At 57.7% G+C, this 14,354-nt stretch carries 12 protein-coding genes; 8 read left to right on the top strand and 4 right to left on the bottom strand.

Translation table 11 applies throughout. The annotated features are described in order from the left end of the window. The first annotated feature begins 329 nt into the window (after positions 1-329). The 4 genes from BIND_RS00615 to BIND_RS00600 all read left to right on the top strand — a co-directional run bounded on the left by BIND_RS00615 (position 330) and on the right by BIND_RS00600 (position 5,155). The gene (locus tag BIND_RS00615) at positions 330-1,295 is read left to right on the top strand and encodes a thiamine pyrophosphate-dependent dehydrogenase E1 component subunit alpha (protein ID WP_012383137.1); all 966 of its coding nucleotides are present in this window, start codon (positions 330-332) and stop codon (positions 1,293-1,295) included. 11 nt (positions 1,296-1,306) lie between these two features. Then, on the top strand, positions 1,307-2,332 hold the full coding sequence (locus tag BIND_RS00610) for an alpha-ketoacid dehydrogenase subunit beta (RefSeq protein ID WP_012383136.1): 1,026 nt from the start codon (positions 1,307-1,309) through the stop codon (positions 2,330-2,332). After that, positions 2,329-3,471 carry an acetoin dehydrogenase dihydrolipoyllysine-residue acetyltransferase subunit gene (locus BIND_RS00605; protein ID WP_012383135.1) on the top strand — a complete coding sequence of 381 codons (1,143 nt, stop codon included), beginning with the start codon at positions 2,329-2,331 and terminating at the stop codon, positions 3,469-3,471. The genes BIND_RS00610 and BIND_RS00605 overlap by 4 nt, the downstream gene beginning before the upstream one ends. Before the next feature lie 193 nt (positions 3,472-3,664). Next, complete coding sequence (locus BIND_RS00600) at positions 3,665-5,155, top strand: hypothetical protein (protein ID WP_012383134.1); 1,491 nt, start codon at positions 3,665-3,667, stop codon at positions 5,153-5,155. 86 nt (positions 5,156-5,241) lie between these two features. On the opposite strand, the gene BIND_RS00595 is transcribed toward BIND_RS00600, so the two are convergent. Next, complete coding sequence (locus BIND_RS00595; RefSeq protein WP_012383133.1) at positions 5,242-6,507, bottom strand: aspartate aminotransferase family protein; 1,266 nt, start codon at positions 6,505-6,507, stop codon at positions 5,242-5,244. Between the two features lie 51 nt (positions 6,508-6,558). Further along, entirely contained in the window at positions 6,559-7,176 is a 618-nt protein-coding gene (locus BIND_RS00590) for a helix-turn-helix domain-containing protein (protein WP_012383132.1), read from the bottom strand. Positions 7,177-7,535: 359 nt separating this feature from the next. Here BIND_RS00590 and BIND_RS00585 point away from each other — a divergent pair, with 359 nt between their 5' ends. Both BIND_RS00585 and BIND_RS00580 read left to right on the top strand, forming a co-directional pair. Next, positions 7,536-8,390, top strand: coding sequence for a UDP-2,3-diacylglucosamine diphosphatase (locus tag BIND_RS00585; protein ID WP_050763872.1), 855 nt, complete (start codon positions 7,536-7,538; stop codon positions 8,388-8,390). A 1-nt stretch (position 8,391) separates the two neighbouring features. After that, on the top strand, positions 8,392-9,474 hold the full coding sequence (locus BIND_RS00580; RefSeq protein ID WP_012383130.1) for a glycosyltransferase family 4 protein: 1,083 nt from the start codon (positions 8,392-8,394) through the stop codon (positions 9,472-9,474). On the opposite strand, the gene BIND_RS00575 is transcribed toward BIND_RS00580, so the two are convergent. Further along, positions 9,451-10,176, bottom strand: coding sequence for a cytochrome b/b6 domain-containing protein (locus BIND_RS00575; RefSeq protein ID WP_012383129.1), 726 nt, complete (start codon positions 10,174-10,176; stop codon positions 9,451-9,453). The genes BIND_RS00580 and BIND_RS00575 overlap by 24 nt on opposite strands. After that, positions 10,173-10,610: a c-type cytochrome gene (locus BIND_RS00570; RefSeq protein ID WP_244395929.1), complete on the bottom strand. Its 438-nt coding sequence runs from the start codon at positions 10,608-10,610 to the stop codon at positions 10,173-10,175. Before BIND_RS00570 ends, BIND_RS00575 begins: the two co-directional genes overlap by 4 nt. Positions 10,611-10,988: 378 nt before the next feature. On the opposite strand from BIND_RS00570, the gene BIND_RS00565 reads away from it, so the two are divergent. Then, positions 10,989-12,035, top strand: a complete 1,047-nt coding sequence (locus BIND_RS00565) for a S1C family serine protease (protein WP_012383127.1) — start codon at positions 10,989-10,991, stop codon at positions 12,033-12,035. Positions 12,036-12,525: 490 nt separating this feature from the next. Next, positions 12,526-14,292, top strand: coding sequence for a methyl-accepting chemotaxis protein (locus tag BIND_RS00560; protein WP_012383126.1), 1,767 nt, complete (start codon positions 12,526-12,528; stop codon positions 14,290-14,292). Positions 14,293-14,354: the final 62 nt, after the last annotated feature.

Genomic DNA, 14,354 nt, shown 5'->3' with positions numbered 1-14,354 from the left:
TCTCACCGGGCCCCTCCCTTCTCGCGTGCCTCCCTCAGACGCCGCCACTCCCGCCTGAAGATGCGACGCCGTCGCACCCCGAGCCCCTCTCAAGCTCCCTCTGCCAGATACGCTCGAGCTCACGCCACACGTCTCACCGGTGCAACGGAAATCTCAAAATTGAGACGATAAAGGTAGGTGTTTTCAAGCCCCTGCACCTTTTGACGGGAGGCCTCGTTCATTGCCGAATGCATGTGTCGCTGCTACCAATTTGCTCCAAGCCATCCGGCAACACGACCGGACCGCAGGCGTTAACAATCATTGGCAAAAACGACCCGTAGGGAGGGAACATGCAGCTCAGTCGAGAAGACCTGCTCAAGGCCTATCGCACAATGCGGACCATCCGCGATTTCGAAGAGCGCCTGCATATCGAATTCGCCACCGGCGAAATTCCCGGCTTCGTCCATCTCTATTCCGGCGAGGAAGCTTCAGCCGCCGGCATTTGCATGCATCTGACCGAGCGTGACCATATCGCCAGCACCCATCGCGGTCATGGCCATTGCATCGCCAAAGGTGTTGATGTCGTCTCGATGATGAGCGAGATCTACGGCCGCAAGGATGGTGTCTGCGGCGGCAAGGGCGGCTCCATGCATATTGCCGAAATCGCCAAGGGCATGCTCGGTGCCAATGGCATTGTGGGTGGCGGCCCGCCCCTGATTTGCGGCGCGGCCTTGACCGCCAAGACCCTGAAAACGGGCGGCGTGGCCGTGGCCTTTTACGGCGATGGCGCCTCGAACCAGGGGACCACGCTCGAAAGCCTCAATCTTGCTAAAATCTGGAATCTGCCGGTGATCTTCGTATGCGAGGACAATGGCTATGCCGAGGCGACCTCCTCGTCCTATTCGGTCGGCGGAACCCAGACCAAACGGGCGGAAGGCTTCGGCATTCCGGCGCAAGAGGTCGATGGCCATGACTTTTTCGCGGTTTATGACGCCGCGCGCGACGCCATCCAGAAAGCCCGTGCCGGCGGTGGTCCCAGCATGCTGCATGTCAAGACCTATCGCTATTACGGCCATTTCGAAGGCGATGCGACGACCTACCGGGAGCCCGGCGAAGCCGATCGCGTCCGCAAGGAGCGTGATTGCCTGGTGAAATTCCGCACCAAGGTCACGGAAGCGGCCCTCCTCGAAAACCAGGATCTCGATGGTGTCGATGCCGAAATCGCGGCCTTGATCGAACGGGCGGTCCAGCATGCCAAGGCGGCGCCTTTGCCGACCGAGGAAGACCTCCTTTCTGATGTTTATGTCTCCTATTGAGGGCTGCGATCATGAGCAAGAAGAGCTATCGGCAAGCGATCAATGAAGCCCTCGCCAGCGAAATGCGCCGCGATCCGACCGTCATCGTCATGGGCGAGGATGTCGCGGGCGGTGCTGGCACCAAGGGCCAGCAGGATGCCTGGGGCGGCGTGCTCGGCGTCACCAAGGGCTTGATCACCGAATTCGGTCCAGAGCGCGTGCTCGACACGCCGCTGAGCGAAAGCGGCTATATTGGTGCGGCGGCAGGCGCGGCTGCCACCGGCCTGCGGCCTGTCGCCGAACTGATGTTCATCGATTTCATGGGTGTCTGTTTCGACCAGATCTTCAACCAGGCGGCCAAATTCCGCTACATGTTCGGCGGCAAGGCCGTCACCCCGCTCGTCATTCGCGCCATGTATGGTGCGGGTTTTCGCGCGGCGAGCCAGCACAGCCAGTGCCTCTACCCGCTGTTCACACATATTCCCGGCCTCAAGGTTGTCATTCCCTCCTCGCCCTATGAGGTGAAGGGCTTGCTGATCCAATCGATCCGCGACAACGATCCGGTGATCTTCTTCGAAAACAAGGTCATGTATGACGATATCGAGGAAGTGCCGGACGAGCCCTATACCATTCCCTTCGGCGAGGCGAACCTCACCCGCGAGGGGGACGACGTGACGATCGTCGCCATCGGCCGCATGGTCAAAATGGCCAACGAGGCCGCCGACCGTCTGGAAAAGCAGGGCATCACCTGCAATGTCATCGATCCACGCACCACCTCGCCGATGGATTTTGACACGATCCTTGATTGTGTCGCCGATACAGGCCGGCTGGTGATTGTCGATGAGGCGAGCCCGCGCTGCAATATGGCGACCGATATTTCGGCCGTCGTCGCGCAGGAAGCCTTCGGCGCGCTCAAGGCGCCGATCAAAATGGTCTGCCCGCCGCATACACCGGTCCCCTTCGCGCCCAATCTCGAGGATCTGTTCGTGCCTAATGCCGACAGGATCGAGAAAGCCGCCAAGGCCCTCATGAATTATCAGATCAAGGAGCCCGCATGATCACCGGAGAGATCAAAGCCATCACCATGCCGAAATTCGGTCTCGCCATGACCGAAGGCAAGGTGGCTTCCTGGGCAAAGACCATCGGTGCGGAAGTCAATGTCGGCGATGATCTCGCCGACATTGAGACAACCAAGATCACCAATGCCTATGAAAGCCCGGTCAAAGGCATTCTGCGCCGCCAGGTCGCCCAGGAACAGGAAGAACTGCCGGTCGGCTCGCTGATCGCTATCATCGCCGACCGCGAGACATCGGAAGATGAAATCGATCGGTTCATCGATAAGTTCCAGGCCGAATTCGTCAGTGAACAGGACAAAAGCGAAACGGTTGCCGCCCCTGAACCCAGGGTCATCGAGGTCAGCGGCCAGAAAATCCGCATTCTCGAAATCGGCAATGGCGAAGGCGCGCCGATCGTCTTCGTGCATGGCTTCGGCGGTGATCTCAACAATTGGATGTTCAATCAGCCTCCCCTCGCTGAAAAGCACAGAACCATCGCGATTGACCTGCCAGGCCATGGCGGATCCGTGAAAGAGACTTCGGGCGATATCGCCTCGCTCGCCAAGAGCGTGGGCGAAACCCTGGATGCGCTCGGTGTTGCTTCAGCGCATTTCGTCGGCCATTCGCTTGGCGGCGCGATCATTCTCGCCTTGGCGCTCGAGCGGCCGACGCTTGTCGCATCGCTCAGCCTGATCAGTCCGGCGGCCCTCGGCGATGTGATCAACACCGATTACACCGATGGCTTCATCACGGCCGACCGCCGCAAAACCTTGAAGCCGGTGCTACAATTGCTGTTCGCCGATCCCTCCCTCGTCAGCAATGACATGATCGACGATCTCATCAAGTTCAAACGCCTCGACGGCGCGACCACGGCTTTGACCGCGATCGCTAGCGCCAATTTCAAGGAGGGACGCCAGAGCCTCAATCTGCTGTCGCGCCTTGCCGAAATCAAAGCGCCGGTTGAAATCCTCTGGGGTAAACAGGATCAGGTCGTGCCGATGGTTGATCCAGGCCAACTGCCGGGCACCATCGCCTTCCATCCTCTCGAGAAGAGCGGACATATGCCGCAAATGGAACAATCGGCCGAGGTCAACGGGCTGATTGGCGATTTCATCACAAAGGTCGAGACCAAGGTGGGCTGACCCCCTCCGCCCGTGTTTCTTGGTTGACGCCTTGAGAGGCCGGACCCGAGGCCCCCTCGGGTCCGGCTATCTCCTATGCTCCCGTTCGTATGAATGAAACAGAGCGGGTTTGATTCACAAAGAAGATTTCGACTCTGCGTTAGACGCCAATCAAAAACAGAACAAACATAAAAATAGATCTCGGAGGAATGGAATGACAAGGAGAGGCCGCGAGCGTTTGCGCGGATCGCTGTCGTTTGCGCTTGTTTCGAGCTTGATCGCTACAGGAGGCTTCAGCCTCTCCACGGCGCGGGCCGATACGACTGATCAATTACTCGATCAACTCAGGTCGAAAGGCATTCTGACAAAGACCGAATATCGAAAATTGAAGGACCGCCATGCCCATGAGGCGGAAGACAAGGCTCGTGTCGCCGAGCCGGCTGGCCGCCGTGTCGTGACGAAGGAAGGCGTAAAGATCGTCCCGGATGATCGTTATGTCACGAAGCTCGACAAGGGTATCGGTGTGCGGATCGGCGAAGTCGATCTCAGATTGACGGGTGTTTTGAGTTTCTTCGCGACTGAAGGTTTCAAGACGCGCGGCAATGCGACGGTTGCGGGCGGTCTTCTGGCTCCCAGTGTCGCCAATAATTCAAATGCCATACGCGCAGGCTATCTGCCGAGCAATCTCGTCACCAATCTCACGACTCGCCAGGAAGGCCTCGACCTTAGTTTCACGCTCGGTCTCTATACGGGCGGCAACAATGTTTCGGTTGGCAAGTTCAACGCCAATAACGGGGGCGCAGCAGTCGCGCTCGGCACTCCGGGCATCGACTTGAGGCAAGTGTTCGGGACCATTGGCACGCCTGATTTCGGTACGGTCAAGATTGGCCGCGATCTTGGCCTCTTTGCCGCCGACGCCGTGTTGAACGATGCGACCATTCCGGGTGTCGGCTTCTTTTCCAGCAATGCGGCGCCGGGCAATGCCACTTTGGGCCATGTGGGCTTTGGCTATTTCTACATGGATTGGCTGCCGCAAATAACCTATACGACGCCCGATTTCTATGGGTTCACGGCCTCTGTCGGCGTCTTCTCCCCCTTGCAGGAATATAATTACTCTGGCCTGTCGGGCGAAATGTCGGCGCATGATCAGCCGGGCCTGCAATGGCGTTTGAAATATATCGGTCATTACGGCGATGACCTGAAGCTGACGGCCTGGACCTCTGGCATGACGCAACAGCATCGCGCTGAAATCGGCGATAGCGTGGTGACCAATGGTTCCCTGGCGGCAGGCGCCAATATACGCGCGGTCGGTTTCGATGGCGGCGCTCGTCTCGATGCCGGTCCCGTGAGCCTCCTCGCCTATGGCTATTATGGCCGCGGCATGGGCTCGACCTTCCTGTTTTTCGACGGTATCAACCGCGAGGGCCAGAAGCGGGATTCCTATGGCGGCTATGCCCAGGCCAGCTACACGTTCTATGATCGTTTCACAATCGGCAGTGCCTATGGCATCAGTCTGTTGAACGCCACTTATGGTGATCCCTCCACATTGTTGCGCTCGAATTCCAGTGTGATGGGTTTTGCCCGCTATAAATTGACGGATTGGATCACACTCCAGGGCGAGTTCACGCATTTGATCTCGCGCAATCAGGCTGGCGGCTCGGTCACGGGCGATGCTTTCGTACTGGGCACCTTCATGTCATTCTGAGGTATGTCATTCTGAGGCGGGGTCCAAAACAATTGTTCTTTAAGGAGAGCAGATCGGAGATATCCGATCTGCTCCGAACTCTGTCCCTACGAGGTTGAAACCCTTTCCTGCTTGCGGAAGGATTGCGCGCAATCCTCGAGCGCACCGCCAAGCTCTTCGACGATTGAGGGTGTGCTGGTCAAGCACGGGAAGAATTTGACAACGGAAGGCGTAATGAGCGAGGTGCTGTGGCAAAGCACGCCACGCCTAAACAGTTCAAGCTGGATCATCGAGGCGAATTGCGCATCCTGAAGGCCGAGAGCGGCAATCCCTCCCCTGACCCAGGCTGGTCGATAGAGATCTGGAAAGTTCGCGCTGAGCGCCAAAAAAAGCGTGGTGAGATCTCTCTCCAAGAGGTGGACATTCGCGACAAGTTCCGGACGCCGCACAATATCCAGAACCTTCATGGCGATCCGTGCGCCAATGGGGCTGCCGGCAAGACTCGCCATATAGCCCCAATGGCCACTATTCATGCAGAGATCATAAATATCTGATCGAGCGATCAAGGCGCCGACGGGATAATAGCCTCCGCCCAATCCTTTTCCGGATATGATGATGTCGGGTTGGATATCATAAAAGCCGCTCATCCAAAGCCGGCCGGAACGGCCAAGGCCCGACCGTGTCTCATCAAGAATCAAAAGCGTCGAATGGCGGCGGCACAAAGCCTGGACACCTTCCAGAAAACCATCAGGCGCGGGCTCGAAGGTTTCATAATTCATAGGCTCCATGATGATGGCCGCACAGGACGCATCGATCGTTCTTTCGATCGCGTCGAGATCGCCATAATCCTCAAAAAACAGGCTATAATCGCCCGGAAGAGAATAATGCGACAAAAGCCCCTCGGCCTCTGATCCCGTCGCCAGCGCGGCAAAACCACTATGGCCATGATAGCCATGCTTGAACGCCAGCACCTTCTTGCGGCCGGTGACGCGAAACGACCACATGATCGTGGCATCCATGGCGTCCGAGGCACTCAACGTCAGAACAGTCCGGCAGTCCGGAATGGGCGAATCCGCACGATTGACTGTGTCCTGGAACGCCAATGCTTCTTCGGTTGGCATCACCCACATGCCCGCATCGAGCGTTTCCAAACTCTCAGCAATCAGCTGTCGTATTTCCGGATTGCAATGTCCAAGAGAATGAACGCCCCCGCTATTGCCGCAATCGAGAAGGCGCCGTGAATTCTCGACATTCCAGATATGGGACCCTTCGCGTCGCCCCACGACAAATTCCATTCCCGCCTTTTTCTGAAGATCGGCAAGAAAGCGCCAGTGACGCTGACGATAGGCTTCCCCTATTTGTTGCGAATCCATCGAGATGATCCTGGATGTGGCGGGGAGGCGCTGGCCAACGACAAAGCCCTCTCATTCCATGGCGGCGGCTTTGAGGATGCAAACCATCATCGCCGAGGCGGGCTTGCGCGAGACATTGCGGATGGTATGCGGCCGGTCGCAACGATAACGCAGGGTTTCGCCCGCCTTGGCGCGTTCGATCACGCCGCCGACCTCGATCTCGAGTTCGCCCACACTCACCGAAAGGCTTTCGACGGAACCACGCTGATGCGCCTCCGATTCGAGAATGCCACCGGGATCAGCCGCAAAATCATACCATTGCAGCCATTCGACCGTCTTGATCCAGCCGATGATCGCCAGCCGGCATTTGCCATCATCGGAAACTAGAATCGGTGTGTCCCCCTTGGAGGCTTTTTCCAGGAAAGGTTCATCCTCGGTCGCCTGCAACACGCGCTCAATCGAAACATCGAGCGCCTGCGAAAGCCGCCAGATGGTCGCCAGCGTCGGATTGGTCTCGTTGCGCTCGATCTGGCTGATGATCGATTTTGCAACCCCCGATTGCTCGGATAATTCGGACAACGAGAGATTATAGGCCTTGCGCAACCGTTGGACGGTTTTGCCAAGCTGGCTCGATAAAGCCGCCGCACCCGCCTCCAGAACCTTGACCTTATCGCGTCCCTCGACCCCCATGCCACGTGCCCTTCACCCTGCCATGGGCTGAAAGACTAACCGATTTTGTTTGGAATATCGAACGAAAACATCCTGCTTCCGCATAGTATCCACCCTCGTCGAAGCGCGACTCCTCGCGCTTCGACGAGGACAAGTGGATACGCTTTAAAAAGTGACGGATCGAGAATCCGTGATTCTCGATAATGGCTCGACAGAACGACGATCGGCGTGGGACTATTTAGGGCCGTTGATGATGGGTCGATGAAAAAAGTTTTGCTCCTGAAACCAAGCGGAACGGTAAACATTATGCCCAAGGCTTTACCGTTATTGCGACCGATCGTCATCGCAACGCCATGCGAGCGTGCTTTATGGCGTGCAGAATGGGTTTTCAAGGCCTTGCCGCTCGAGAGTCAGGAAACAGCGTGGATACGATCTTAGAGTCCTCCACCCATTACCGCACTTTGTTCCTCTCCGACGTGCATCTCGGCACTCGCGGCTGTCAGGCGGAACTGCTCGTCGATTTCTTGAAATATCACGACGCGGATACGATCTATCTGGTCGGTGACATCATCGACGGCTGGCGTTTGAAAAGCGGCTGGTATTGGCCGCAAATGCACAATGACGTCGTGCAAAAGCTCTTGCGCAAAGTCCGCAAGGGAACCCGCGTCGTCTATGTGCCCGGCAATCACGACGAATTCGCCCGCGACTATATCGGCATGACCTTCGGCGGCGTGGACATCGTCGATCATGCTTTCCATGAGACGGCGGATGGCAAGCGCCTGCTCGTCATCCATGGAGACCAGTTCGATATTGTCGTCCAGCACGCCCGTTGGCTGGCCTGGCTCGGCGATTGGGCCTATGACGTCGCGCTCTGGTCTAATACATGGTTCAATAAAGCGCGCCGGGCGCTTGGTTTCACTTACTGGTCGTTTTCCGCCTGGGCGAAGCTGAAGGTCAAGGATGCCGTGAATTTCATCGGCGCGTTCGAAATGACATTGACCGAGGAAGCGCGCAAACACGGGGCCGATGGCGTCGTCTGCGGCCATATTCATCACGCCACCATCCGCGAAATCGACGGCGTGACCTATATCAATACGGGTGATTTCGTCGAATCCTGCACCGCGATCGCCGAACATGCCGATGGGCGGCTCGAGATCCTGCGCTGGCAAGCCACGGCCAGCGAACGTCTGGCCCGACAGGCCAATCTTCCGGCGGCGCAGAGAGCCGCGGCCTAAAATGCGGATTCTGATCGCCACCGATGCCTGGCAGCCGCAAGTCAATGGCGTGGTGCGCTCCCTGGAAAGTCTCTCCAAAGCCTTGAACGAGCAAGGTGTCGAAGTCGATTTCCTGAGTCCGCAAGGCTATGCCACCCTTCCCTTGCCGACCTATCGGGAGATTCGGCTCGCCCTGGTCGGCTGGCGGAGCATTAAAAAGCGGCTGGACGGCCAAGGTTTCGATCACATTCATATCGCGACCGAGGGGCCGATCGGCTTTGCCGTGCGCCGTTATTGTCTGGAAACCGGCCACCCGTTCACGACAAGCTTTCACACGCGCTTTCCCGAATATATCCGGGAGCGCGTCCCGATTCCGGAATGGGTGAGCTACGGTGTCCTGCGGCGTTTTCACAATGCCGGCAATGGGCTCATGGTCGCAACGCCGAGCCTCGCCAGGGAACTCGAGCAGCGCGGATTCAATCGGCCCCGGATCTGGTCTCGCGGGGTCGATCATCAACGCTTCCATCCCGATCGAGCGGTGCCGCTCTCGCTTCCACGTCCGATCTTTCTTTATGCGGGCCGTCTGGCGCCGGAAAAAAATCTCTCGAGTTTTCTGGGTCTCGATTTGCCGGGCTCGAAACTCGTCATCGGCGATGGTCCCGCCAGAGCCGCGCTGCAACAGGCCCATCCCCGGGCGCATTTTCTTGGCGCCATGCCGAGCGATGAACTCGCGCGTTATTATGCCGCCGCCGATGTCTTCGTGTTTCCGAGCCGGACCGACACATTCGGCATGGTCGTCCTGGAAGCACTCGCCTGCGGCTGCCCGGTCGCGGCTTTGCCGGTTCAAGGTCCTCTGGACACGATCGGGACCAGCGGGGCCGGCGTGCTCGACTTCGACCTGCGCACCGCCTGCATCGAGGCGCTCACCATCCCGCGCGAAAGGGCGCGCACCCATGCCCTGACCTTTACCTGGGCCAATAGCGCCCGTCAGTTCCTCGACAATATAGCCGCAGTCTACGACCACCGCGGCACGGCACCGATCGCCCGGCCGGTGGCGCGACCAAATCTCCGCAAAAAGGCTTCAAAGGGAGCGCCCGCCGAGTAGAAAAATGCCGCCAAAGACAAGAATCACCGCGGCGATCAGACAGGTGAAGGCGAGCCAAAGCGAGCCCGGCGCCGATCGCGGCATATCCGCATAGAGAGCCGCAGGTTTGCGTCCCACCACCATCGCGCGGATCATGCCTTCCTTGCCGATCAGATCATAGGCGAGATTGGCCAGGACGTGCAGGCCGATCAAGATCAAGAGAAAATCAAATCCAAGCCGATGGACATGCGAAGCCTCATCGACTGAGGCGTCCGACAACGTGCCGCTAAGCGGTCCCTCTATCACGAGACGATCGGGATCAGCCGAATAAAGGCCAAGCACGGCCTGGCAAAAGACAGCGGCCAGGAGCAAAAGCACCATGCAGGCACCGAGCGGATTATGGCCGAGATAAGGAAGCTTCCGCCCTTGCACCAGCGCGCCGCAATAGCCAAAAATCCGCTGCGGCGTTGGAAAGAAGCTGGAAAAACGCGCGGTCACGCCGCCAAAGAAACCCCACAACAGGCGAAACACGATCAACACCAGGATCGTATAGCCATTCCATTTGTGCCATTCGGGCGTGGCCACGCCATATTTGTCACTGAGCCAGGCCATGGCGACGAGCAGAACCAGCATCCATTTGAACAGGCGCGTGGGCAGATCCCAGGCTTCGACAGTGCCTTTCGCACCATGCCGGCCATCCCGCATGATGAAAAGCCCGCTCAATGTTTCTCGCGATAATCGTCGTGGCAGCTTTTGCAGTCCCCCAACACTTTGGGGAAATTGGCTTTCAGGCTGGCAACATCGGTGATCGTGCCTTGTGTGGTTTTGACATCCTCACCGAATTTCTTGAACAGAGCCTCGAATTTCGGCTTCTCGTCCCAGATCCGCGCCTTGGCTTCGGTCTTGCCCCCGGTCTTGGAATCATCCGGGAAGAGGCTGGGCAATTTCGGAATGCCGTCGGCATAGGCGGTCAGTGCCGCATCGACTTTGGCGCGATCGAATGGCACCTCGCCCTTCAACATGCCAACGACGGGCTTTGTCACCTCGCCGATCTCCTTCAAAATATCCTTGCGCTGGGCAATGGGATCATTGGCAGCAAGAAGGCTGGTAGCGGACATCAGAAATAAGGTGCCAAGGAGAAGTTTCTTGCGCATCATCGACCTCCGCTTTCCAGCCTGTCCGGCTTTGCCAGAACCCTCTCCCAAGCGATAAAACCAATTCCCGCCAGGAACAAGCTGGCCGCTGCCGTCTCCATGGATCGTTCCATCACATTTGCTGGAGTGGACGTGTTTGGCCAGCGGCTTACCCCCATAGAAGATCGATAGCGGCGCCCGAGCTCTATTTTACTAAAAGCGCATCAGATTGGTCCCAAAAGTGGGAGCCATTTGGGACCAATCTGATGCTCTAGCCAGCTCCGGCCCTTATCAGCCCGGCGAGGCTTTCCCATATGTCCTACAACCAGAGCGCGGTAACAGCCGCGCAATTCTCAAACGGGCGTCGATTGGCGAAAGCCAGTCCGCCCAGGGACTAAAAGGATGTTCGATACTGTTTTCACCCCTATCTTGAACGAACCCGATTCAGAAACCCCTGAAACACAGCCTCTCACCGCCGCATTCACGGCGCCACGCGAGACGGACGAAACCGAAAACGACGATTTTCTGCTACTCGATGCCTATTCGCGCAGCGTCACCAAGGTCGTCGAAAATCTTGCGCCAAGCGTCGTCAAGCTCGATATCCGCAACGCCCAAGGGCGTCATGCCGGCTCGGGCTCGGGCGTGATCGTCTCGCCGGACGGCTTGCTGCTCACCAATAGCCATGTCGTGCAGGGCGCCCGGCGCACCGAGGTCACTTTGCTCGACGGGCGGCGCCTGTCGGGGCGGATACTCGGCGATGACCCGGATACCGATCTTGCCTTGGTGCGCATCGATGAAGACACGCATCTGCCGGCTGCGAAACTCGGCGATTCCAAGAGACTGAAGCCCGGTGAGATCGCGATCGCCATCGGCAATCCGCTCGGCTTCGACACGAGCGTCACGGCGGGCGTCATCTCCGCGCTGGGCCGCTCGCTGCCGGCGCGAGGCGGGCGTCTGATCGATGACATCATCCAGACGGATGCCTCGCTCAATCCGGGGAATTCCGGCGGACCGCTCGTGTCCTCGCGCGGGGAAGTGATCGGCATCAATACGGCAATCATCGCCGGCGCCCAGGGCATTTGCTTTGCCGTCGCCGCCAATACAGCGCGTTTCGTGCTCGGCGAATTGGTGCGGCATGGCAAGGTGCGTCGCGCTCATCTCGGCATAGGCGCGACCACGATCCCCCTGCCGCGTCGGATCGCCTTGCGTCTCGGCTTGACGCAAAAGAGCGGCGCCATGGTCAGCGCGGTCGAACCCAACAGTCCGGCCGATCATGCGGGTTTGCTGACGGGCGACATCCTGCTCGCCCTCGATGGGCAGGCGGTCACCGGCGCGGAAGATCTGATCCGTCTGCTCGATGCCGACAAGATCGAACGGACGGTGCCGATCGATTTGCTGCGCCGCTCCGACCAGCGCCGCTTCTGGGTCGCCCTGCACGAGAGACGATAAAAGCATCGCGACCGAGAATGGTTGATGACAATCTTGGTCGCGATTCTGCCCATTCATTGAGCACAAATGGATCACGAGGCAGGACCCGAACATTGAGGGCCTGATGATCATCAGGCCCTCTTCCTGAAGGACGCGCTGAGCGGCATCCGAAAAGCTCTGGCATTACATTTGCCAAGTATATCTTCAAGACAACTACCCTAGAAAGGGATTAACGCACAAATATACACTTAACAATAAGTGTTAATTTGAATAAAAATATAACTTATAACGAGTTTATAATAAACCATCATTTTATAACCTCGTTACAAGACCCTAACTGCCCTTCTAAAACATTATGTCTTAACACGTTTCCGACCACCGAAATCGACGATAATCATCAAGAAAACGCCGTGATTTTAGATTTGCGCAGACCAATATTCATTCTTTGGCTGGGCGCATTTCAAAATCAACGCGCGCACCTCTGACTTGCACACTGATCTGGAGTGCCTTTATGTTTGGATTTTCTGTCCCATCACGGTCGCAGGCTGGAGCGGTGCTTGCGGCCCTTAGCAGGTCACTCGCCATCATCGAGTTCGACCCGAGCGGAACAATCCTTTCAGCCAATGAAAACTTTTGCGACCTGATGGGCTATGACCTGTCCGAGATCCAGGGACGACACCACAGCCTTTTCATCGAGCCGGCCTTTGTTCGCAGCCCGGACTATCAAGAATTCTGGGCCAAGTTGAGCCGCGGGGAATTCGATGCGCGCGAGTATAAACGCATCGGCAAAGGCGGAAAGGAGGTCTGGATTCAGGCGTCTTACAATCCGGTGATCAATGCAAACGGGCGCGTCATGAAGATCGTCAAAGTGGCGACGGATATCACTGGCGAAAAGCTCAGGAACGCGGAATATGAAAGCAAGATCAATGCAATCTCGCGCGTTCAGGCGATGATCGATTTCACTCCGGCCGGTGACGTCATCACCGCCAATGAGAATTTCCTGAAGACACTCGGGTACCGCATCGAGGAGATCCAGGGTCGCCATCACAGCCTGTTCGTCGAGCCCGCCTATGCGCGATCGCAAGAATACCAGGATTTCTGGAAGAAATTGAATCGCGGCGAATACATTGCCGCCGAGTTCAAGCGTATCGGCAAAGGTGGAAAGGAAGTCTGGATACAAGCCTCCTACAACCCGATCTTCGATCAGAACGGCAAAGTCGTGCAGATCACCAAATTTGCGACCGACGTCACTGAGCGTGTTCGCGCCGTCAACGAGATTGGCCTCGGCTTGGCGCAATTGGCCGACAACAATCTTAGCTATAGAATTGAGAAAGCGTTCATCCCGGCTTTCGAGAAACTTCGCTCGGACTTCAATCTTTCGCTCGAGAAACTCCTGTCGACGATGCTGCAGATCACGGACAGCACCCAGACGATACAGTCGGGAACGCAGGAGATCTCGACAGCCGCCGACGATCTGTCGCGACGCACGGAACAACAAGCGGCAAGCCTCGAAGAGACCGCCGCCGCGCTTGATCAGATCACCGCCACTGTCAAAAAAGCGGCAGAAGGAGCCCTCCACGCGCGCCAGATCGTGGTTGCCGCCAACGAGGATGCCAAGAAGAACGGCTTAGTGGTGCGTCGAACCGTCGAGGCCATGGACGGCATTGCCAAATCGGCTCAACAGATCAATCAGATCATCGGCGTTATCGATGAGATCGCCTTCCAGACCAATCTGCTCGCCCTCAATGCCGGCGTCGAGGCCGCGCGGGCGGGGGATGCTGGCCGCGGTTTCGCGGTCGTCGCCTTGGAGGTCCGCGCCTTGGCGCAGCGCTCGGCGGAAGCGGCGAAGGAAATCAAGAGCCTCATCATGGCCTCGACATCAGAAGTCGATCATGGCGTGAAGCTGGTTGCCGAAACCGGCGGGACGCTCGAGAACATCATGCGGCAGGTCGGCGAGATCAACCATCTCGTTAACGCCATCGCCGAAGGCACGAAGGAGCAGGCGGTTGGACTTGAACAGGTCAATACGGCCATCAACCAGATGGATCAGGTAACCCAGCAGAATGCGGCCATGGTCGAGGAATCGACGGCGGCAAGCCATGCCTTGTCACAGGAGACACGGCAGCTTTCCAATCTCGTCGGTCAATTCCAAATCGGCGCGCTTTGCGACAATCCTCGGCGAAACGGCGATGCGATGCCCTTCGCGCTTCAAAAAGGCGCTCCGGATGTCTTCCAAACGTTTCGGGAGCCGGCCCTGCGCGCTGTATCCAACGGCTAGGCTCAGGGCTCATTGATTGAGGAAGAAGGCGAGGCGAGCAGCGATGCAGATTGCTGAGAAGA

This window comes from Beijerinckia indica subsp. indica ATCC 9039, assembly GCF_000019845.1.
Classification (GTDB): Bacteria; Pseudomonadota; Alphaproteobacteria; order Rhizobiales; family Beijerinckiaceae; genus Beijerinckia; species Beijerinckia indica.
Note: the sequence above shows the minus strand (reverse complement) of the source record. Positions and strands in the feature narration are given on the sequence as shown.

Coding starts and splice junctions, on each gene's coding strand:
- BIND_RS00615 (WP_012383137.1), top strand. CDS start 330: ATGCAGCTCAGTCGAGAAGACCTGCTCAAGGCCTATCGCACAATGCGG.
- BIND_RS00610 (WP_012383136.1), top strand. CDS start 1,307: ATGAGCAAGAAGAGCTATCGGCAAGCGATCAATGAAGCCCTCGCCAGC.
- BIND_RS00605 (WP_012383135.1), top strand. CDS start 2,329: ATGATCACCGGAGAGATCAAAGCCATCACCATGCCGAAATTCGGTCTC.
- BIND_RS00600 (WP_012383134.1), top strand. CDS start 3,665: ATGACAAGGAGAGGCCGCGAGCGTTTGCGCGGATCGCTGTCGTTTGCG.
- BIND_RS00595 (WP_012383133.1), bottom strand. CDS start 6,507: ATGGATTCGCAACAAATAGGGGAAGCCTATCGTCAGCGTCACTGGCGC.
- BIND_RS00590 (WP_012383132.1), bottom strand. CDS start 7,176: ATGGGGGTCGAGGGACGCGATAAGGTCAAGGTTCTGGAGGCGGGTGCG.
- BIND_RS00585 (WP_050763872.1), top strand. CDS start 7,536: ATGGGTTTTCAAGGCCTTGCCGCTCGAGAGTCAGGAAACAGCGTGGAT.
- BIND_RS00580 (WP_012383130.1), top strand. CDS start 8,392: ATGCGGATTCTGATCGCCACCGATGCCTGGCAGCCGCAAGTCAATGGC.
- BIND_RS00570 (WP_244395929.1), bottom strand. CDS start 10,610: ATGATGCGCAAGAAACTTCTCCTTGGCACCTTATTTCTGATGTCCGCT.
- BIND_RS00565 (WP_012383127.1), top strand. CDS start 10,989: ATGTTCGATACTGTTTTCACCCCTATCTTGAACGAACCCGATTCAGAA.
- BIND_RS00560 (WP_012383126.1), top strand. CDS start 12,526: ATGTTTGGATTTTCTGTCCCATCACGGTCGCAGGCTGGAGCGGTGCTT.